18 protein-coding genes are annotated in these 20,500 nt (G+C 62.8%); 8 read left to right on the top strand and 10 right to left on the bottom strand.

The annotated features are described in order from the left end of the window. Window positions 1-28: 28 nt before the first annotated feature. Entirely contained in the window at window positions 29-1,240 is a 1,212-nt protein-coding gene (locus CAF65_RS22195) for an MFS transporter (protein WP_085718213.1), read from the bottom strand. Between the two features lie 230 nt (window positions 1,241-1,470). On the opposite strand from CAF65_RS22195, the gene CAF65_RS22190 reads away from it, so the two are divergent. Continuing rightward, window positions 1,471-3,600: a mechanosensitive ion channel family protein gene (locus CAF65_RS22190; RefSeq protein ID WP_085718212.1), complete on the top strand. Its 2,130-nt coding sequence runs from the start codon at window positions 1,471-1,473 to the stop codon at window positions 3,598-3,600. Between the two features lie 53 nt (window positions 3,601-3,653). On the opposite strand, the gene CAF65_RS22185 is transcribed toward CAF65_RS22190, so the two are convergent. Continuing rightward, a complete protein-coding gene (locus tag CAF65_RS22185) occupies window positions 3,654-7,970 on the bottom strand; it encodes a DNA glycosylase AlkZ-like family protein (RefSeq protein ID WP_085718211.1) in 4,317 nt (1,438 codons plus the stop codon). 305 nt (window positions 7,971-8,275) lie between these two features. Here CAF65_RS22185 and CAF65_RS22180 point away from each other — a divergent pair, with 305 nt between their 5' ends. Both CAF65_RS22180 and CAF65_RS22175 read left to right on the top strand, forming a co-directional pair. Further along, the gene (locus CAF65_RS22180; RefSeq protein WP_085718210.1) at window positions 8,276-9,160 is read left to right on the top strand and encodes a sugar nucleotide-binding protein; all 885 of its coding nucleotides are present in this window, start codon (window positions 8,276-8,278) and stop codon (window positions 9,158-9,160) included. Beyond that, window positions 9,153-10,082, top strand: coding sequence for an NAD-dependent epimerase/dehydratase family protein (locus CAF65_RS22175; protein WP_085718209.1), 930 nt, complete (start codon window positions 9,153-9,155; stop codon window positions 10,080-10,082). Before CAF65_RS22180 ends, CAF65_RS22175 begins: the two co-directional genes overlap by 8 nt. Window positions 10,083-10,267: 185 nt before the next feature. Here the strand turns inward: CAF65_RS22175 and CAF65_RS22170 are convergent, their stop codons facing one another. The 5 genes from CAF65_RS22170 to CAF65_RS22150 all read right to left on the bottom strand — a co-directional run bounded on the left by CAF65_RS22170 (window position 10,268) and on the right by CAF65_RS22150 (window position 14,333). Beyond that, window positions 10,268-10,966: an OmpW family protein gene (locus tag CAF65_RS22170; RefSeq protein ID WP_085718208.1), complete on the bottom strand. Its 699-nt coding sequence runs from the start codon at window positions 10,964-10,966 to the stop codon at window positions 10,268-10,270. Between the two features lie 221 nt (window positions 10,967-11,187). Next, window positions 11,188-11,706, bottom strand: coding sequence for a DUF3299 domain-containing protein (locus CAF65_RS22165; RefSeq protein ID WP_085718207.1), 519 nt, complete (start codon window positions 11,704-11,706; stop codon window positions 11,188-11,190). An 11-nt stretch (window positions 11,707-11,717) separates the two neighbouring features. Continuing rightward, on the bottom strand, window positions 11,718-12,983 hold the full coding sequence (locus CAF65_RS22160; protein ID WP_085718206.1) for an ABC transporter permease: 1,266 nt from the start codon (window positions 12,981-12,983) through the stop codon (window positions 11,718-11,720). Between the two features lies 1 nt (window position 12,984). Then, window positions 12,985-13,695, bottom strand: a complete 711-nt coding sequence (locus tag CAF65_RS22155; RefSeq protein WP_008018167.1) for an ABC transporter ATP-binding protein — start codon at window positions 13,693-13,695, stop codon at window positions 12,985-12,987. A 47-nt stretch (window positions 13,696-13,742) separates the two neighbouring features. Beyond that, window positions 13,743-14,333: a DUF2796 domain-containing protein gene (locus tag CAF65_RS22150; protein ID WP_085718205.1), complete on the bottom strand. Its 591-nt coding sequence runs from the start codon at window positions 14,331-14,333 to the stop codon at window positions 13,743-13,745. Window positions 14,334-14,468: 135 nt separating this feature from the next. On the opposite strand from CAF65_RS22150, the gene CAF65_RS22145 reads away from it, so the two are divergent. After that, window positions 14,469-14,810, top strand: coding sequence for a hypothetical protein (locus CAF65_RS22145; protein ID WP_085718204.1), 342 nt, complete (start codon window positions 14,469-14,471; stop codon window positions 14,808-14,810). A 117-nt stretch (window positions 14,811-14,927) separates the two neighbouring features. Here the strand turns inward: CAF65_RS22145 and trxA are convergent, their stop codons facing one another. From trxA to CAF65_RS22130, 3 genes are read right to left on the bottom strand one after another with little or no spacing between them, the layout of a single operon-like run. Beyond that, on the bottom strand, window positions 14,928-15,800 hold the full coding sequence (trxA, locus tag CAF65_RS22140) for a thioredoxin (protein WP_085718203.1): 873 nt from the start codon (window positions 15,798-15,800) through the stop codon (window positions 14,928-14,930). A 39-nt stretch (window positions 15,801-15,839) separates the two neighbouring features. Further along, window positions 15,840-16,496 (bottom strand): methyltransferase, encoded by a 657-nt coding sequence (locus CAF65_RS22135; protein WP_085718202.1) that lies wholly within the window; start codon window positions 16,494-16,496, stop codon window positions 15,840-15,842. Further along, window positions 16,493-16,957, bottom strand: a complete 465-nt coding sequence (locus CAF65_RS22130) for a YbaY family lipoprotein (protein WP_085718201.1) — start codon at window positions 16,955-16,957, stop codon at window positions 16,493-16,495. The genes CAF65_RS22135 and CAF65_RS22130 overlap by 4 nt, the downstream gene beginning before the upstream one ends. A 127-nt stretch (window positions 16,958-17,084) precedes the next feature. Between CAF65_RS22130 and nrdR the strand changes: the two genes are divergently transcribed. The 4 genes from nrdR to ribBA are packed head-to-tail and all read left to right on the top strand — an operon-like array spanning window position 17,085 to window position 20,497. Beyond that, window positions 17,085-17,549, top strand: a complete 465-nt coding sequence (gene nrdR, locus CAF65_RS22125) for a transcriptional regulator NrdR (RefSeq protein ID WP_178076733.1) — start codon at window positions 17,085-17,087, stop codon at window positions 17,547-17,549. Further along, entirely contained in the window at window positions 17,546-18,679 is a 1,134-nt protein-coding gene (gene ribD / locus CAF65_RS22120; RefSeq protein ID WP_085718200.1) for a bifunctional diaminohydroxyphosphoribosylaminopyrimidine deaminase/5-amino-6-(5-phosphoribosylamino)uracil reductase RibD, read from the top strand. Before nrdR ends, ribD begins: the two co-directional genes overlap by 4 nt. Window positions 18,680-18,726: 47 nt before the next feature. After that, complete coding sequence (locus CAF65_RS22115; protein WP_007906836.1) at window positions 18,727-19,389, top strand: riboflavin synthase; 663 nt, start codon at window positions 18,727-18,729, stop codon at window positions 19,387-19,389. A 16-nt stretch (window positions 19,390-19,405) separates the two neighbouring features. Beyond that, window positions 19,406-20,497: a bifunctional 3,4-dihydroxy-2-butanone-4-phosphate synthase/GTP cyclohydrolase II gene (ribBA, locus tag CAF65_RS22110; RefSeq protein WP_085718199.1), complete on the top strand. Its 1,092-nt coding sequence runs from the start codon at window positions 19,406-19,408 to the stop codon at window positions 20,495-20,497. Window positions 20,498-20,500 lie beyond the last annotated feature (3 nt).

Here is a 20,500-nt window from a genome sequence, read left to right as displayed (position 1 = left end):
GCGAGCAGGCTCGCTCCCACAGGGGTTATCAGTGGCCGGTGATAATGCGGGCAGAACCCTCAGTCGGTTCGGCGAACACCGGGCCGAGGCGATCAAGACGTCCACTCCACGCGGTCAATGCCAGCGCCAGCAACACCACCAGACCGCCGATCCATGCGGTATGAATCAACCCCATGTGGGCGACGATCAGGCCACCGCCCCACGCACCGCCGGCAATGCCGAGGTTGAATGCCGCGATGTTCAGGCCGGATGCCACGTCCACGGCCTGCGGGGTGTGATGTTCGGCCTGGCGCACCACGTACACCTGCAATCCCGGCACGTTGCCGAAGGCCACGGCGCCCCAGACCAGCACGGTGGCCAGCGCGAGCCAGGGATTGCCGGCAGTGACGGTCAGCACGAACAACACGGCGGCGAGCAGGGCAAAAATGATTTTCAGGGCGCTGATCGGGCCGCGTTTGTCCGCCAGTTTGCCGCCCCAGATGTTGCCGACGGCCACGGAGATGCCATAGACCAGCAACACCAGGCTGACGGTGCTGGCGCTGAAACCGGAAAGGTCCTGAAGAATCGGCGCGAGGAAGGTAAAGGCGATGAACGAGCCGCCGTAGCCGACGGCCGTCATGGCATACACCAGCAACAGGCGCGGTTGCTTGAGCACCTGTAATTGCTGCAACAGCGACGCGGGTTTGCTGTGGGCGATGTTGTTCGGCACGTAAATCAGGCTGCCAGCGAAGGCGATGACACCCAATGCCGAAACGGCGAGGAAGGTTTCACGCCAGCCGAAATGCTGGCCGATGAATGTCCCCAGCGGCACGCCGGTGACCAGCGCCACAGTCAGGCCGGTGAACATGATGGCAATCGCGCTGGCGGCTTTTTCCTTCGGCACTAGACTGGTGGCGATGGTTGAGCCGATCGAGAAAAACACCCCGTGGGCCAGGCCGGTGACGATCCGTGCGAGGATCAACGACTCGTAGCTCGGTGCTTGCCACGCCAGCAGATTGCCGAGGGTGAACAGCACCATCAGTGACAACAGCAGCAACTTGCGCGGAACCTTGCCGGTGAGGGCGGTCAGCACCGGGGCGCCGATGGCAACGCCGAGGGCATACAGGCTGACCAGCAGGCCGGCGGATGGCAGGCTGACGCCGAGGTCGGCACCTATGGTGGGTAACAGGCCAACGATGACGAACTCGGTCGTCCCGATGGCAAAGGCGCTGAGGGTCAGCGCGAGCAAGGCAATGGGCATGTCTGCAACTCCGGAGGTTGATTCGATGGAGCGCAGTGTCGGGGTTCGGGTTGTGCAGAAAAATACAGGGACGGACATTTGATATTTGCCTTGGACGCAAAGATCGCGAGCGCGAGTGCTAGTCTGTGCCACAGGAAGGCATCGCCGTCCTGCTATCTGCGGGTAATAGTCGAACTTGCACGGTATTTCTCGATCAGTTCCTTACTGACACAGCCAAAGGAGCGGGTGCTTTGATCAGGCTCAAGACCGCGATACTGCTGGGGGCGTTGCTGTCTCTGGGCAGCGAGCAACTGGAAGCTGCCGCGATACCGGGGCTGCCTGCCACCGCGACCGCCGCGACGCCACCGGCACACCCCGAGCCGCTGGTGCAAGGCGGGTTACTGGGGGCCATCAGTTCAAGCATCGACGAGGTCCAGTCCAGGTTTGATCTCAATCAGAACCTGGTCGATGCCTGGCGGCTGCGTGCCGACCGCGCGGCCGATGAAGTGGATCAGTTGGTCAATCAGCCTTCGGCCCGTTCGACCTGGAGCGTCGCCAGCGATTTTCTACTACTGACCTGCGTGTGGGCGGCCGTGTTTGCCTGTCTTGGGCTGCTTGGGCGATGGTTGGTCAAACGCCTGTGCGCGCATCGCCTGTTGCTCAGTCGCGAGCGTGGCCAGGCCCTGCTCGGTTATGTATTGCCCTATTCCATTCCGGCGGTGGTCAGCCTGCCCCTGACGATTTATGCCAGCCAGTTTTTGCCGATATCGGCCGGTCGGGCGCTGGCGCTGTGTCTGGCTTATGCCGCAAGCGCGGGGATATTTTCCGCGTCATTGGTGCTGTCGCTGGTGGTGGTGTTCAATGCCGGGCACAAGCGGCGGGCGGTGCAGATCATCCGCGAGAACAGTCCCCGGCCGTTATTCGGTATCGGCTTTCTGGTGGCCTTGAGCGATGCCCTGACCAGTCCGCAGATCGCCCATCAACTGGGCAACAATCTCACCAGCAGCATCGCCGTGTTCACCGGGTTGGCTGCGTCGATTGCCTTCGGCTTGCTGGTGATCCGCATGCGTCGCCCGGTGGCCCATGTGATCCGCATCCTGCCGCTGGCCCAGCGCTTCGGTCAGCCGGCGTTGCGTGAAACCCTGCGGATATTTTCCGGGCTTTGGTATTGGCCGATTCTGTTGATGGTACTGGTTTCGATCGTCAACCTGATCGGCGCCGGGGCGGACAACCAGAGAGTGCTGCGCAGCGCCTTGTTCACCACGGTGTTGCTGATTGCCACGGTGTTTCTCAGCACTACGCTGCACCATCTGTTCAAGGCGCGCAGCGCAGCGGACCTGCGCCGCAGCGGCGCCTACAAGGAGCGTTTTCTCAACTTGTCCCATGCCTTGCTGCGCATCGGCATGGCCATCGTGTTCATCGATATCCTCGGGCGGATCTGGGGCGTGTCGCTGTTCGAGTTCGCGGTGAGCAATGCCGTGGGCCGGGCGATCAGTGATTCCCTGAGCCACATCGGCCTGATCCTGCTGGTGACCTGGATGGTCTGGGTGGTGCTCGACACGGCAATTCAGGAAGCCCTGAAACCGCCGGCCAACAAGCGCTCGGCGCGCCAGCCCAGTACGCGGGTGAAAACCATCCTGCCGCTGCTGCGCAACGCGATCAAAATCATCCTGGTGGTGATTTGCGCGATCACCACCATGGCCAACCTGGGGATCAACGTCGCGCCGTTCCTGGCCGGTGCCGGGGTCATCGGCCTGGCAATCGGTTTCGGTTCCCAGCAGCTGGTGCAGGACGTGATTACCGGGCTGTTCATCATCATCGAAGACACCCTGTCCATCGGCGACTGGGTGGTGCTTGATTCCGGGCATGCCGGCACGGTCGAAGGGCTGACCATCCGCACCTTGCGCCTGCGCGACGGCAAGGGTTTCGTGCACTCGGTGCCGTTCGGGCAGATCAAGGCCGTGACCAACCAATCGCGGCAATTCGCCTATGCGTTTTTCTCGGTGCAATTCACCTATGACACCGATGTCGACAAGGCCATCGAGCTGATCCGCGAGGCCGGGCATTCCATCAGCGGCGACCCGTTCCTGCGCTACAACCTGCAAGGGCCGCTGGATGTGTTTGGCGTCGACAGGATGGACCTCAATGGCGTGGTGCTGACTGCGCAATTTCGCACGGTGTCCGGCGGCCAGTATGCTGTGAGTCGGGCCTTCAACCAGCGCCTGAAAAAGCTTGTGGATAACTGCCCATGGGTGCATTTTGCGCAGACTTATCCACAGCAGGCGCTGGTGCCGAGGCATCCCGTCGAGCCACCACTCGAGGCGGGGCATGAGCCGGATCATTCGGCGGTGCTGATGCCGGATCGGTCGCGGTCGCAGTAAGTCGTCAAGGAAATCTTCGGAGGCTGTGATGGCCTCTTCGCGAGCAGACAACCTCAGTGCCGGATCAGTTTGCTGCGCACTTGGGCGCCCGCCTGTTGATCCAGCTCCACCCAGATCTGCTGCTTGCCGGCAATCTCGGTCGCGACCGGCAACCCGTCGCGATACACCAGCCGATTGCTCGCCACTGCCGGCACCTTCGCACCTGGCAACAGCGTGCCGGCGAGGTTCAGCGGATCGACCCCGCACACCGCGACCAGGCTGCCGTCATGAGGCCGACGCCGCACCTCCCGCAACAAAGGAATCGCCTCGGGCAAGGCGAACTGTTCACCCGCCAGGCCGCTGACAAAGCGTCCGCCACGAATCTCGCCGCGTGCCTCCAGGCGATGGAACGTACGCAGCAGTTCGCGCCAGCTCGGTAGCCAGTCCGCCTCTCGTTCCAGCAAGCGCCAGAACACCACGCCGTAGCGGCGCAGCAAGGTCATGGCGATGTGTTCCAGCGTTCCGGCCGGTGCGGGCGCGGGACGCTGGTTTTCCACCACCGGCGCGGCAGGCGTACGTCGCAACAGGGCCCAGCGCCCGGCGTCGTCCATGCCACCGATGAATGCTCCGCGCCCACGCCGACTGTTGCGTGGCTGGCGCTTGCTGGCCGGAGTGATCAGTGCGCGCAACCCGGCGAAGCTGTCAGCGTTTACCAGCCCGGCGCCCACCAGTTCCTGCAGGGCGATTTCCAGTTCCGAACGCAACAGATGGGCCTCATGGACCAGCTCATCGAAAAACAGCGCGCCGTGCTGGCTGAGGGCGGCGTGGACCTTTTGCGTTTTCGGCGACAGTTCGCTGACCGGCGCCTGTTCGGCCAAGCCGCTCCAGAGGCCGACCCGGTTGCGCGGCAGTAACACGATCGGCGTGCTGCGCAGCGCGGTGCTGGCGCTTTTGTTGTGCGCAGTCAGGCGCGTCCACACCAGCCTGCCGCTGCGGCACAACTCATCCAGCCAGGACGCCGAGTAGTCCTTGATTCGTGCCGGCAGGATGTCGCTGTCCCAGGCTGAAGCGGCGGCGGGGTAGCCTTCGAATTGCGCGACGACGGTTGGCAATACCGCCACGCCCTGGCCTTGGCTTGCGCTCGACACATGCTGCCAGTCGAACAGGAATCGCATGAAATCCTGCAACGCCACCGGTTCGATTTCCCGACGCAGGCGCTTGACCGTATAGCGGTGAATCCGCGCCAGCAAATGCCGCTCGCACCATTCTTCCTGAGCGGTGCCCGGGGTGAAACGGCCGCGCAGCACGTAGCCCTCGCGCTCCAGTTGCGCCAAGGCTTGATTGACCTGCGCGACGGGCAAACCGAGTGGCTCGGCAATGGAATTGAGTGGGAGCGGCCCGAAGGCGCTGAGCCGCGCGCGGATCAGTTCGAGTACGGCTTCCTCGGGTGCCCAGGCTTCATCGAAGTCCGGCAGCGCCAGCAGTGGGGGCGTCAATTCGGCCTGTGGATAAATCGCTCGCAGGCAGGTCAGGCGCTCCAGCGCCAGCCACAGTGATTGCCCGGCGTTGATCCGCATACGGCTCGCGCGTCCGCTGTCGGCCAGGGTATCGAGCCAGTCGAGCCATTGCGGATTGGCGCTGGCCTCGGCATCGCTGATGCACGCCAGGCTCATCAAGGCCTCGTGCATTTCATCGACACCGGAGGGCGCCGGCCAGGCTTCATCGCGCACGGCGGCAATCGCTTCGGCGTCCAGCGCGCCGAGGTCGTCGGTGGTTTGCGGGTCGCTCCAGCGGCGATTGAGCACCGCTTGGGTGCGGCGCTCCTCCAGCGGCGCATCGTCGAGAAAGGTATAGGGCCGGGCACTGAGAATCTCCGCCGCCAGCGGCGAGGGTGCCGGCAAGTCGCGGCTGATCAGGCGAATGTCGCCGCGCTCCATGCGCCGCAACATGGCCAGCCAGCCTTCACTGTCCATGGCATCGTGCAGGCAGTCGTCGAGGGTTTGCTCTACCAGCGGATGATCGGGAATCTCCCGTTCGCCGGCGAGGTTTTCCACGCAGGCGATCTGATCGGGAAAGACACTGGCGATCAGGTCTTCGCTTTTCATCCGCTGGATCTGCGGCGGGACTTTGCGCCCGCCGCTGTAGCGCGGCAGCGCCAGGGCCACCCCGGCATTCCAGCGCCAGCGCACGCCGAACAGCGGCGCGTCGAGCACGGCTTGAATCAGCAGGTGCTCGGCGCTGTTGCTGTGCAGGTAGCGCCAGACATCGTCCAGTTCAAAACTGTGACTGGTGGACAGCGACAGCACGATGGCGTCTTCGCTGGCGGCGGCCTGCAATTCGAAGTTGAAGGTGCGACAGAAACGCTTGCGCAGGGCCAGCCCCCAGGCGCGGTTGATGCGACTGCCGAACGGCGTGTGAATGACCAGTTGGGTACCGCCGGACTCGTCGAAAAAACGCTCCATCAGCAAGGTGTCTTGTGATGGCAGGGCGCCCAGCGTTTGCCGCGCACGGGCCAGGTAGTCCACCAGTTGCTCGGCGCTGGCGAGGTTCAGGCCCAGGGTATCGGTCAGCCAGTCGAGTGCTGGCTGCAAGTTGCCAGGCGCGGCACCCAGCAGGTCGTCGAGCTGAGCCTGCAAGCGTGCCACCGCCGAGGACAATTCGGCACTGCGTCCCGGCGCTTCCCCAAGCCAGAACGGAATGGTCGGTGGCTGGCCCTGGGCATCCTCGACCCGCACCTTGCCGGTTTCCACGCGCAGGATCCGATAGGACGTATTGCCCAACTGGAAGACATCCCCGGCGATGCTTTCCACCGCGAAGTCTTCGTTGATGGTGCCGATGTTCAGCCCTTGAGGCTCCAGCAATACGCTGTAGTCGGCGTTGTCCGGAATGGTCCCGCCACTGGTCACCGCCGTCAGTTTTGCGCCCCGGCGACCGCGCAGGGTGCGGCTCACGGCGTCGCGGTGCAGGTACGCGCTACGGATGCCCTGACGCCCGTTGTAGCCCTCGGCGAGCATGTGCAGCAGCGCCTGGTAGTGTTTGTCGTCGAGTCCGGCGTAGGGCGAGGCGCGGCGCAGCATCTCCAGCAGCGTTTGTTCCGGCCACTCCTGGCAACTGACCTCGGCGATGATCTGTTGTGCCAGCACATCCAGCGGCGCTTGCGGGATCAATAAGGTATCGAGTTCGCCCCGGCGCACGCAGTCGAGCAGCGCGGCGCACTCGATCAGGTCGTCGCGGGTGGTGGCAAACAAACGGCCCTTGGGCGTACCGCCGACCTGGTGCCCGGAGCGGCCGACCCGTTGCAGAAACCCGGCAATCGAACGTGGCGAGGCGATCTGGCACACCAGGTCGACGTCGCCGATATCGATCCCCAGTTCCAGCGACGCCGTGGCGATCAGCACTTGCAGGTCGCCACGCTTGAGTCGCTGCTCGGCGTCCAGGCGAAACTCCTTCGCCAGGCTGCCGTGGTGGGCGGCCACGGCGTCCTTGCCCAGGCGTTCGCTCAGGTGACGGCTCAGGCGTTCGGCCAGGCGCCGGGTGTTGACGAAAACCAGCGTGGTCCGGTGTTCCCGGGCGAGGGCGGCGAGGCGGTCGTAGACCAGTTCCCAGACATCGTTGGCCATCACTGCCGATAGCGGCACGGGCGGCACTTCGATGTCCAGGTCGCGGGGTCGGGCATGGCCGATGTCGACGATCTCGCACGGACGGTCGTGACCGACGAGGAAGCGCGAGACGGCTTCGATCGGTTTTTGCGTGGCCGACAGACCGATACGCAGAAGTGGTTGTGCGCACAATGCCTGCAGGCGTTCAAGGCTCAGTGTCAGATGGCTGCCGCGTTTGTTGGCAGCCATGGCGTGGATTTCGTCGATGATCACCGTTTGTGTCGTGCCGAGCATCTGCCGACCGGAATCGGAGCCGAGCAACACGTACAGGGATTCTGGCGTGGTCACCAGAATGTGCGGCGCCGTCTTGCGCATCGCCGAACGATCTTTTTGGGGTGTGTCGCCGGTGCGTACGGCCGTGGTGATCTGCAATTCGGGCAGGCCCATCAGGCGCAATTGCTCGGTAATGCCGGCCAGCGGGTTTTGCAGGTTGATCTGGATGTCGTTGGACAGCGCCTTGAGCGGCGAGACGTAGACCACCAGGGTGGCGTCGGGCAAGCCTTCGGGGCTTTCCAGGCCGCGGTGCACCAGGTCGTCGATGACGGCGAGAAAGGCAGTGAGGGTCTTGCCGGAGCCAGTGGGCGCGGCGATCAGGGTCGAGCGCTGCTGGCGGATCAACGGCCACGCCCGGGCCTGGGCGGCGGTGACCGCTGCGAACGTGTGGCTGAACCAGGCGCTGACGGCGGGGTGAAAGCCGCTCAGGGCACTGTCTGCGGGGATGGGCAGGTTCATGCAGCAAGTTATGCGGGTGAGGGTGAAAGATGCAAGTACCACTCAAGACCTTTGCTGGCCTTAAGGGCCTCTTCGCGAGCAGGCTCGCTCCCACAATGGAATTGTGTACACCGGACTAATGTGGGAGCGAGCCTGCTCGCGATAGGGCCGGTGGCAACACCGCAAATCCCGGACATCTACACTTTACGGATGACGGTTGCGCACTAAACCCGCAAAATGCAACGATTCCGGCAATTACCAACGACATCGCCTGGGCGCGCTGTCGATAAAGCCATTGTTTCAATCAGACTGGGCCTGCTGACTCTATGCGAATGCGCCTTATGTTACTGGGCGGCGGAAATGCCCTTGGGCAGGCGCTGATTCGCCTCGGTGCAGAGGAAGACATCGGTTTCCTCGCCCCCCGCCCGCCGCAAGACGGCTGGGATGCCGCGAGCCTGACACAACTGCTCGACGACACTCGTCCCGATGCATTGATCAACCTTGCCTACTACTTCGACTGGTTTCAGGCAGAGGTGGTGAGCGAACAGCGCCTGGCCGGTCAGGAGCGTGCGATCGAGCGTCTGGCGGAATTGTGCCAGCACCACAACATCGTTCTGCTGCAACCTTCCAGCTATCGCGTGTTCGACGGCTCCCGCGCCACGGCCTACAGCGAAAAAGACGAACCCGTGCCACTGGGCCTGCGGGGCCAGGCATTGTGGCGGATCGAACAAAGCGTTCGCGCCACCTGCCCGCAACACGTACTGCTGCGTTTCGGCTGGCTGCTGGACGACAGCCCGGACGGCACCCTTGGCCGCTTCCTCGCCCGTGCCGAACAACCCGAAGAACTGCTGATGGCCGACGATCGGCGCGGCAATCCGACGCCGGTCGACGATGCTGCCCGCGTGATCATTTCAGTCCTCAAGCAACTCGATTGCGCTGCGCCGCTGTGGGGCACCTACCACTACGCCGGGCATGAGGCGACCACGCCGCTGGCGCTGGGGCAGGCGATTCTGACCGAAGCCCGCAGCCTGCATCCGCTGGCCATCGAAGCCCCGACCGCCCAGGCCCACGCCGCGCGTCCGGATGCTGCCGAAGAACCGCAACACGCGGTACTGGCCTGCAAGAAAATTCTGCACACCTTCGGGATCAAGCCGCGCGCCTGGCGTGCGGCGCTTCCCGTTCTACTGGACAGGTTCTATCGCCATGGCTGACGGTCCCGTTTTGATCACCGGTGGTGCCGGTTTCATTGGTTCGCACCTGACTGACGCCCTGCTCGCCAAGGGCCATGCGGTGCGGATTCTCGATGACCTGTCCAGCGGCAAGCGCAGCAATCTGCCGCTGGACAACCCCAAGGTCGAACTGATCGTCGGCGACGTGGCCGATGCGGCTTTGGTTGCCCAGGCGATGGCCGGTTGCAGCGCCGTGGCGCATCTGGCGGCCGTGGCCTCGGTGCAGGCCTCGGTGGACGATCCGGTGCGCACGCACCAGAGCAACTTCATCGGTACGCTGAGCGTCTGCGAAGCCATGCGCCAGACCGGGGTCAAGCGCGTGCTGTTTGCCTCCAGCGCGGCGGTGTACGGCAACAATGGCGAAGGCGAGTCGATCGACGAAGACACGCCTAAGTCGCCGCTGACGCCCTATGCGGCGGACAAACTGGCCAGTGAGCACTACTTCGATTTCTACCGCCGCCAACATGCGCTGGAACCGGTGATTTTCCGCTTCTTCAACATCTTCGGCCCGCGCCAGGATCCGTCCTCGCCGTACTCCGGGGTGATCAGCATTTTCAGCGAGCGCGCGCAAAAGGGCCTGCCGATCACCGTGTTCGGTGATGGTGAGCAAACCCGGGATTTTGTCTACGTCGAAGACTTGGTCGACTTGCTGGTGCAGGCCATCGAGAAGCCTCGGGTCGAAGTCGGTGCGGTCAACGTTGGCTGGAACCAGGCAACGACCCTCAAGCAAATGCTCGAAGCGCTCGAAGCCGTGGTCGGCAAGCTGCCACCGGTGAGCTACGGCCCGGCGCGCTCCGGTGACATTCGTCACTCCCGGGCGAACAACCGGCGTCTGTTGGAGCGCTTCACGACCTCGGAGCAGACACCGATGCATGTGGGACTGGCGCGGTTGCTGGGGCGATAGATCGCTTCCATGCGGACATGAAAAAGGCGCCTTTTTACAGGCGCCTTTTTCACGGCCGGAATTCACCTTGATGCGGATAGATTTCCTGTGGCGAGGGGGGCTTCCCCCGTTCGACTGCACAGCAGTCGCCGTCAGCTTCAAGTCTGCTCGCCACCAAGCCTCATTCACCACCACGTGAACGTTCTTTAGAACTTGTAGCCCAGGCCAACCATGTACACAAACGGATCGACATCGACGTTGACCTTGGCGCGAGTGCCCGGGGCAATCGAGTTGTTTTCGACGGTGGCACGGGTATCGATGTCGATGTAGCGCACCTGAGCGTTGAGCATGACATGGTCAGTCAGCATGTAGTCGGCGCCCACCTGCCAGGCCAGACCCCAGGTGTTCTCTGCCTTGAAGTTGCTGAAGCCGGCGGACTTGGCTTCACTGCTCAGGCTTTCGTCGTAGATCCAGGTGTAGTTGATGCCGGCGCCGACGTACGGCTGGAAGGCCGACTTCGAATCCAGCGGGTAGTAGACCACGCTCAGGGTCGGCGGCAGGTGTTTGAGGGAGCCGAGTTTGCCGTTGGCGGCAGGCAGGGCGGTGCCTTTGAGTTGCACGTCATGCTCGAACGGGGTGGCCGCGAGCAGTTCGATCCCCCAGTTGTTGGTGATCATGTAGGCGAAGTTCAGGCCCAGCTGCGTGTCGCTGTCCATGGTCGCCTTGCCGCCCAGGTCGGTGCCGGCCAGCGGCCCCTGATCGACCTTCACGCTGGAGCTGTCGGCCTTAGGGTTGACGGTGATGGCGCCTGCCCGAAGGATGATGTCGCCGGCCTCGTGGGCGTGGGCGAGCGGGGCCGCGAGCGCGAGGGCAAGCAGCGAGGCGCTGAGCATGGATTTGTTCATGGGGGCTCCAGAGGACGTTAAAAATTTTGATGTCCAATGGTAAGCCGGCTAACTATTCGGTCTTTTGATGCAGCTCAATGAATGCGGGGTGGCAGTTGTTTTTGTGGTGATTGTCGATGGCCCCTTCGCGAGCAGGCTCACTCCCACAGGCGTACGCTTTCTAGTGTGGGAGCGAGCCTGCTCGCGAAGAGGGATTGATCGACAGCACAAAACCACCGGCTTCACTCCGGCAGTTCATACAGATAAATCTTGTCCGCTTCCATTTGATATCCAGCATCCGCCAGCTCACTGGTGGATGCCTTGACCTGCAATGCGCCTTCGATCCAGTACGGCTGATACAGCTCGTCGAGTTTCACACCGACTTCGCTTTTGACGTGCACGATCTGGTTCGACGGTGGTGGCGGTACGTGGATGCAGGCGCCGAAATACGGCACCAGCAGGAACTCCGTGGTACGTCCTTCCTCGCTTACTTCCAGCGGCACGATGTAGCCCGGCAAGCGAATGTTCTGGCCATCGAGGGCCTTGACCACCGGTGCGTTGGGCAGGTCCTGTTTGGCGGCCGGTGCCGACTCGGCCGACAGGGCATTGCTCATCTGCGACAGGTCGTGCAGCGGCGTCATGTTCGGCACTTCTTTCGGCGCATCCGGCGGAATCATCTCCGACCAGGTCAAGTCTCGCGGCTGGGCCGCCCACAAGGGCAGAGCGACCAGCATCAACAGCGCAAGTACAGCGCGGGGCATTTTCAACGTCCTCATAAACGGATCGACAGGCCATCGGCCAGGGATTGGCGATAGGCGCGCCAGGCCGGCACGCTGCCCATCAGCAGCGCGGCGATGAGGATGCCACCGAGCAGCGTCCATTCATACTCGCTTGGCCAGGACAGCGGCAGGAACAGGCCGTAGTTGGCTTGCACATAACCCTGGGCCGCCGCGATGCACACATACAACAACGCCACACCGGCGATCACACCTGACAGCGCCAGGGCAAAGGCTTCGAGCACCAGCAGCGTCGCGATATGCCACGGTCGCGCACCCACCGAACGCAGGATCGCCATTTCCCGGCGGCGTTCGTTGAGGCTGGTGAGAATGGCCGTCAGCATGCCGATCAATCCGGTCAGCACCACAAACAGCGAGACCACGAACAAGGCTTTTTCCGCGGTACCCATCAGGCTCCACAGCTCTTGCAACGCCACGCCCGGCAGGATCGCCAGCATTGGCTCACCGCGGAACTCGTTGATTTCCCGTTGCAGGGTGAAGGTCGCAATCTTGTTGTTAAGACCGAGCATGAACGCAGTGATCGCTTGCGGCGTGAGGTCCATATTGCGCGCCTGATCGGCCGTGATGCGACCCTCGCCCCGGGCAGGTACGCCGTTGTGCCAGTCGATGTGAATCGCTTCCATGCCGCCAAGGCTGATGTGCAGCGTGCGGTCCACCGGGGTGCCGGTGCGCTTGAGAATGCCGACCACGGTGAACGGCTTGTCGTCGTGCTTGACCAGGCTGATCGCCGCCACACCGTGGGCCAGCACCAGTTTATCGCCGAGTTTGTAATGCAGTGCCTCGGCCACTTCGGCACCGAGCACCACTTCGAACGGGTCGGTGGCGAAGGCCCGGCCATCGGCCAGCTCCAGGTGTTGCTGGCGTCCGTACTGGTAATGCTCGAAGTAGGCTTCGGTGGTGCCCATCACCCGGTAGCCGCGATGAGAGTCGCCGAGGGACATCGGGATGGCCCATTTCACTTTCGGGTTGTTGGCGAAGTGCTCGAAGCTGTCCCAGCGGATGTTGTTGGTGGCGTTGCCGATGCGGAACACCGAATACAGCAACAGGTTCACTGAGCCTGAGCGGGCGCCAACGATCAGATCGGTGCCGCTGATGGTGCTGGCGAAACTGGCCTTGGCTTCGGTGCGCACGCGCTCCACCGCCAGCAGCAGGCACACCGACAGGGCGATGGCGAACGCCGTGAGGGTCGCGGTGAAGCGGCGGTTAGCCAGGCTGGCCATGGCTAGACGAAACAAATACATCTCAGACCTCTGACGGGGTGGCGGCGCGATTGAGTTCGGCCAGCGACAGGTTGTGATCGAACAACGGCGCAAGGCTCTGGTCGTGGCTGACGAACAACAGGCTCGCCCCGGCTTCGCGGCATTCGGCGAACAACAGGCGAATGAAGTTCTCGCGGGCGTCGTAATCGAGGGCCGAGGTCGGCTCGTCGGCAATCACCAGTTCCGGTTGACCGATCAGCGCGCGGGCGGCGGCGACCCGTTGCTGCTGGCCGATGGACAACGAATCGGCGCGGCGCCCGAGGATGTTTTCATCCTTCAAACCCAGGTGGGCGAGCAGCGTCGCGGCCGCTTTGTCGACGCTGCCGTGGCGTTGTTTCGCCCGTTCGGCGCGCAGTTTCGAGAAGTGGCAGGGCAGTTCGACGTTTTCACGCACTGACAGAAACGGCAGCAGGTTGAACTGCTGAAAGATGTAGCCGGTGTGATCGACGCGGAAGTGGTCGCGGGCACCGGCCGAGAGTTGCGTCAGCTCCTGGCCGAGCAGGCGGATACTGCCGCGATCAGGCTTTTGCACGCCGCCGAGCAAGCCGAGCAGGGTGGTCTTGCCGCTGCCGCTGGGGCCTTTGAGGAATAGGGTTTCTCCGCGCTCCAGGCGAAACGCCGGGATGTCCAGCAGTGGCGGGTGACCGGGCCAACTGAAGCCCAGGTCGGACAGTTCGATGAGTGCTTGGGTCATGTGAAACCGGTCAATTGATAGGTGAACCCTGTAGGAGCAAGGTGAATTTAGAATTTGAGGGCAGCAGCCTTGTCCGTCACTTCAACCCCTTGCTGCCCGTTCGGGCCGATCAGTTGTACCTGAATTTTCCGGGTGGCCGGGAAGCTGGTGAAAATATTCGCCAGGTCCAGCGACTTCAGTGCCGCCGGTGTGGTGCAAGTGAACTGATAGCGAGCTTGGATTTCGCTGTGATCATGGTGATGTTCGTGGCCGTTTTCGTCCTTGGCGTCTTCATCGTGATCATCATCGGCATCGGGTTTGTCGCCGAACAACGGGCTTTCCAGTTCCTGGTTTTCCACCACGCAACCAGCGGCTTTTGGCAGGTTGAACAGGGCCAGCGGTTGCTCCAGTCGAGCGCGGGCGGCGGCGACTTTGGCTTTGTCTGCATCGCTGGTGGGCACGTGCTCGAAACCCACCAGGTTCATGGCCGGGCTTTCCAGCTCCAGTTCCAGGGTCTGCCCGTCCAGCGCCGCGTTCAGGCGTCCCACGCCATGTTCGTGGGCGCCCAGGCTGCCATGCTCATGATCGTGTTCGTCGGCGGCATGGGCGACAGCCAATGGCAGCATGGCAAACGGCAGAGCGAGAAGCAGACGACGCATGGCGAGTCTCCGAAAAGTAAAATGAAAAATATGTTATGTAATCTTATAACGTAAGTGTGAGGAGTTTGACTGTCCGCTTGGCGTTGCACAAGTCCCATGGGAGCATGCGGGGAAGAAATGTGCGGGAGCAGACCTATGTTGCGAATTCGCGGAAGCATCGGCGACTGGCCGGTGGATTTGACCCTGGAGATGGACGACGCGGACTGGGCGCGACTCGGGGCGCAGTTGCAGGTGGAAAAATCCGCAGTCAGCGCGCCAGCGGCGAAACCGCTGAATCAGGATGATGCGCTGTGGCAGATCGCCCGGGATTTGTTGCGCAAGGCCGGGCAGCTCAGCGGGCCGGATCTGCTCGATCAACTCGAAGGCCTGACCGGCAGCGCGGCGGCGGGCAAGCGCCTGTTGGTGCGGTTGCGCCACAGTCCGGATGTGAAGGTGGAAAGCGGCACCGATACACCGATTTACCGCTGGCTGTTGTAGGAGCGAGCTTGCTCCGGGCGGCGTTCCGACGATGGGCGTCAACGATACCCCGGGAAACCTGATTCACCTCGGTGTTCTCAGGTTTTTCGCGAGCAAGCTCGCTCCTACAGGGGCGGCTTAGTACAGCGCAGCAAACAACTTGCGGCGGTACGTGCTGACCAGCGGGTGGTCATTGCCCAGCAACTCGAACACCTGCAGCAAGGTCTTGTGCGGCAAGCCTTCGCTGTAGCTGCGGTTGCGGATGAACAGCTTGAGTAACGCATCCAGTGCAGCGTCGTACTGCTGACGGGCCAGTTGCTGGATGGCCAGTTGATAGACCGCTTCATCGTCCTGGGGATTTTTCGCCAGCCGGGCCTTCAGGTCAGCGGCATCCGGCAAGTCCCTGGCCAAGCCGAGAAACTTGATCTGTGCCTTGGCGCCGGCCAGTGCGGCCTTGTGTTCGTCGCTCTTGACGGCATCCAGTACGGCTTGCGCTTCGCCCAGTTCACCGCGCTCGGTCAGACAGCGGGCGTACAGGATCAACGCCTTGGCATTGGTGTTGTCTTCACCCAGCAGCACTTTGAGCAGGGCTTCGGCATCGGCAAAGCGGCTGTCATCGAACAGTGCCTGGGCCTGTTCGAACGGATCGGCGGCGGCCGGTGGCGGCATCTGCACATGGGGTTCGAGCAGGGCGCGCACGGCGGATTCCGGCTGGGCGCCGGCAAAGCCGTCGACAGGCTGGCCGTCCTTGAACAGCACCACGGTGGGCAGGCTGCGGATGCCGAAGCGAGCGACGATGTCTTGCTCGATGTCACAGTTGACCTTGGCCAGCAGCAGCTCACCCTGATAGCTCTCGGCAATGCTCTGCAACATCGGCATCAGCACTTTGCAGGGCGCGCACCATTCGGCCCAGAAATCCACCAGCACCGGCTTGTGGAAGGAGTTCTCGATCACCGACTGGTCGAAATCGGCAGTCGTGGCGTCGAAGATGTACGGCGTTTCCTGACTCATGGGCAATCTCGTAAAAGCGTGAATGGAGCAACTATAAGGTCAGGCGCGGGCGGCGTGATAGAGGCTCACATGCCGAAACTCGTGGGGCTCGGCCAGATCCGGCAGGGTCATGGCTTCGAGCACTTCGATGCGCCGGTACAACGGATGACGAAAATCCCGTACTCGGGAGTCCGCCACCAGCGCCTCCCGGCCGCGACTGAGGAACTGGTCGAGCAACGGCAGGTTCGCCCGGTCGTACAGCACGTCCGCCACCAGAATCAGGTCGAAGCGATCAGCCTCGGCGAAAAAGTCCGTCGAGTAATTGAGCTGTACGTCGTTGAGCTCGGCATTGGCCTGGCACGCGGCAATCGCCAGCGGGTCGAGGTCGCAGGCCAGCACTTCCAGGGCGCCGGCCTTGGCAGCGGCAATCCCCGCCACCCCGGAACCGGCACCGAAATCCAGCACCCGCTTGCCTTCGACCCAATGCGGGTTTTCGGCCAGATAGCGGGCCACGGCCAGGCCGCTGGCCCAGCAGAAACTCCAGTATGGTGGCTCATGCAGGATGCGCCGGGTTTCTTCCGGGCTGAAGGCGCGGTCCATGTTGTCGCCGTCGATCAGCCACAGTTTCAAATCGGTTTCCGGCAACGGGCAGGCCACCAGTTGTGCGTCGCCGAGCAGTTCAGCCAAGGCCCGTTGCAGGTCGAGCGGTGCACTCATGGGGCTTTGACGAATTGCAGTTGGCCCAGGGACTGGGTGGTCGGCTGGGTAATCAGCTGTGACGGCAGGTGCAGGATCAACTGGCCGGACTGACTGGCGCGGCCTCGCAGTTCCACACGGGCACCGACCGGAAAGGCATCCGGGTTGAAACGCAGGTGAAACGGCAACACCTGGTTGTTGCCGATCAGGCTGGAGCTGGCGAGCAATTGTTGCGGGCGGTCTTTTTCGTCGATCACCAGCAATGCCAGTTCGACTTCGGCACCTGCCGGCACGCCTTGCAGGGTGCCGCTCAGTTCACGCTGATAGGCGGGCAAGGGGCCGAGCTCAGCCGCCTCCCTGGCCTTCTTCTGCGCCTGTTGCGGCGCCGGGCCTGGCGTTGGCGGCTGGGGCTTGGGCGCATCGCTGCCGCAAGCCACCAGCAGGCTGAAAATACTGAGTAAAATGAGCGGACGTAATGACATCGGTGGCTCCATAAAGCTGAATTCCATGGATCTAGTGATCATTGCGTCTGTATACCGCAAACCCTATGGCTTGTCTTGCCACAGGGATGCGCTACCATGGCCCTCCCTTTTTTTGTTGCCTGCCACCATGCACTGTCCCTTCTGCGGTGCCAACGACACCAAGGTCATCGACTCGCGTCTGGTCGCCGAGGGCGAACAGGTGCGCCGCCGGCGTGAATGCCTGGCCTGCGGCGAGCGTTTCACGACGTTCGAGACGGCTGAACTGGTGTTGCCGCGCCTGATCAAAACCGACGGCAGTCGCCAGCCGTTCGACGAAGAAAAACTCCGCGCCGGCATGCAGCGCGCGCTGGAGAAGCGCCCGGTGAGTGTCGAGCGCCTCGAATCGTCGCTGGCGCACATCAAACACAAACTGCGAGCCACCGGCGAACGCGAGGTCAAATCCCTCGTGGTCGGCGAACTGGTGATGGCCGAGCTGCAGAAGCTCGACGAAGTCGCCTACATCCGCTTCGCTTCGGTGTATCGGCGCTTCCAGGACCTCAACGAGTTCCGCGAAGAGATCGACCGCCTGGCCCGTGAACCGGTGAAAGAATGACCACGCCCGCAGAACTTGCCATCCTCGATGCTCATTTCATGGCCCGAGCGCTGGAACTGGCGCGCAAGGGGCACTACACGACGCACCCCAATCCGCGGGTTGGTTGCGTGATCGTGCAGGGTGGGCAGATTGTCGGCGAAGGCTGGCATGTTCGCGCCGGCGAGCCTCACGCTGAAGTCCACGCCTTGCGCGCGGCTGGTGAGCAGGCTCGTGGTGCTACCGCCTATGTGACGCTTGAGCCGTGCAGCCACCATGGCCGCACGCCGCCCTGTGCCGATGCGCTGGTGAATGCCGGAGTGGCCCGCGTGGTCGCGGCGATGCAGGACCCGAACCCGGAAGTCGCCGGTCGCGGTCTGCAACGCCTGGCTCAGGCAGGCATCGCCACTGAAAGTGGCGTGCTGGAAGGCGAGGCACGCCAGCTCAATCAGGGTTTCCTGAAGCGCATGGAACACGGCTTGCCGTTCGTGCGGGTCAAGTTGGCCATGAGCCTGGACGGTCGCACGGCGATGGAAAGTGGCGAAAGCCAGTGGATCACAGGTGCAGCCGCACGTTCGGCGGTGCAACGTCTGCGCGCCCAGGCCAGTGTAGTGCTGACTGGCGCCGACACGGTGCTGACGGACAACGCGCGGTTGACCGTGCGGGCCGATGAGTTGGGACTGGATGCCGAGCAAACGGCCCAGGCCATGAGCCGCCCGCCGCTGCGCGTGCTGGTCGACGGACGTTTGCGGGTGCCGCTGGATTCACCGTTCTTCAAGGCGGGTCCGGCCCTGGTCGCCACCTGCGTCGCGGTGGAAGAACAGTACGCCAACGGCCCTGAGTGCCTGATCGTGCCCGGCTATGACGGCCAGGTCGATCTGCGTCAGCTGCTGGTTGAGCTCGCTGCCCGTGGGGTCAATGAAGTGTTGGTCGAGGCCGGTCCGCGTCTGGCGGGTGCGTTTGCCCAGCTCGGGCTGGTGGACGAATTCCAGATTTTCATCGCCGGCAAGTTTTTGGGATCTTCGGCGCGGCCGCTACTGGATTGGCCGATTGCGCAAATGAAGGATGCACCCGAGCTGAAGATCATCGAAATTCGTGCAGTTGGCGATGACTGGCGAGTCATCGCCATTCCATCGCCAGCGGTGAGCGTATAATTTCCGGCCATCGCGCAAGCTTTGGCTTTGTTCTCGAGGAGAACCTCATGTTTACCGGCATCATCGAATCCATCGGCAGTATTCGTGCATTGACCCCAAAGGGCGGTGATGTGCGGGTACATGTCGAAACCGGCAAGCTCGACCTGAGCGACGTCAAACTGGGCGACAGTATCGCGGTCAACGGCGTGTGCCTGACTGCTGTCGAGTTGCCCGGCAACGGCTTTGCGGCAGACGTCAGCCGCGAAACCCTCGACTGCACCGCCATGAACGACCTGAAAAGCGGCAGTCCGGTGAATCTGGAAAAAGCCCTGACCCCGACCACTCGCCTCGGCGGGCACCTGGTCAGCGGTCACGTCGATGGCGTGGGCGAAGTGGTTGCCCGTACAGAGAATGCGCGGGCCGTGGAATTCCGCATTCGCGCACCGAAGGACCTGGCCAAGTACATCGCCCATAAAGGCTCGATCACTGTCGACGGCACCAGCCTCACCGTGAACGCAGTCGATGGCGCCGAGTTCCTGCTGACCATCATTCCGCATACCCTGAGCGAAACCATCATGGCGTCGTACCAGCCGGGTCGCCGGGTGAACCTGGAAGTGGACTTGCTGGCTCGCTACTTGGAGCGCCTGTTGCTGGGCGACAAGGCCGCAGAGCCAACTTCCAGCAACATCACTGAAAGCTTTCTGGCCGCCAACGGCTACCTCAAATCCTGACTCAAGGGGGTGCCTTGTGGCGCTCAATAGCATCGAAGAACTGGTTGAAGACATCCGCCAAGGCAAGATGGTCATCCTCATGGATGACGAAGACCGCGAGAACGAAGGCGACCTGATCATGGCCGCCGAGTGCTGCAAGCCCGAGCACATCAACTTCATGGCCAAGCACGCCCGTGGCCTGATCTGCATGCCGATGAGCCGTGAGCGTTGCGAACTGCTCAAGCTGCCGTTGATGGCGCCGCGCAACGGTTCCGGTTTCGGTACCAAGTTCACCGTCTCCATCGAAGCGGCTACCGGTGTGACCACCGGCATCTCCGCCGCCGACCGCGCACGTACCGTGCAAGCGGCTGCCGCCCGCGACGCCAAGGCTGAAGACATCGTCAGCCCGGGCCACATTTTCCCGCTGATGGCCCAGGCTGGCGGCACCCTGGCTCGCGCCGGCCATACTGAAGCGGCATGCGACCTGGCGCGCATGGCCGGTTTCGAGCCGAGCGGCGTGATCTGCGAAGTGATGAATGATGACGGCACCATGTCCCGTCGCGCCGAGCTGGAAGCTTTTGCAGCCGAACACGACATCAAGATCGGCACCATCGCCGACCTGATTCACTACCGGATGATCCACGAACGTACCGTTCAGCGGATTGCCGAGCAGCCACTGGACAGCGAACTGGGCCAATTCAACCTGGTGACCTATCGTGATTCGGTGGAAGGCGACGTGCACATGGCACTGACCCTGGGCAACGTGTGTGCCGAAGAACCGACCCTGGTTCGCGTGCACAATATGGACCCGCTGCGTGACCTGCTGATGGTCAAGCAACCGGGCCGCTGGAGCCTGCGCGCCGCCATGGCCACGGTTGCCGAGGCCGGCAGCGGCGTAGTGCTGTTGCTCGGTCACCCGCTCGATGGCGACGTGTTGCTGGCGCACATCCGCGAAACCGCTGACCACCTGGCGGTGAAAAAGCCGACCACCTACAGCACCGTGGGTGCCGGTTCGCAGATTCTCCGGGACCTGGGCGTGCGTAAAATGCGCCTGATGTCAGCACCGATGAAATTTAATGCGATATCCGGTTTCGATCTGGAAGTTGTAGAATACGTGCCCTCCGAATAATGC

This window comes from Pseudomonas sp. B28(2017) (assembly GCF_002113025.1).
GTDB lineage: Bacteria > Pseudomonadota > Gammaproteobacteria > Pseudomonadales > Pseudomonadaceae > Aquipseudomonas.
The sequence above is the reverse complement of the archived record's forward strand: the minus strand, read 5'-3'. Positions and strand labels throughout refer to the sequence as shown.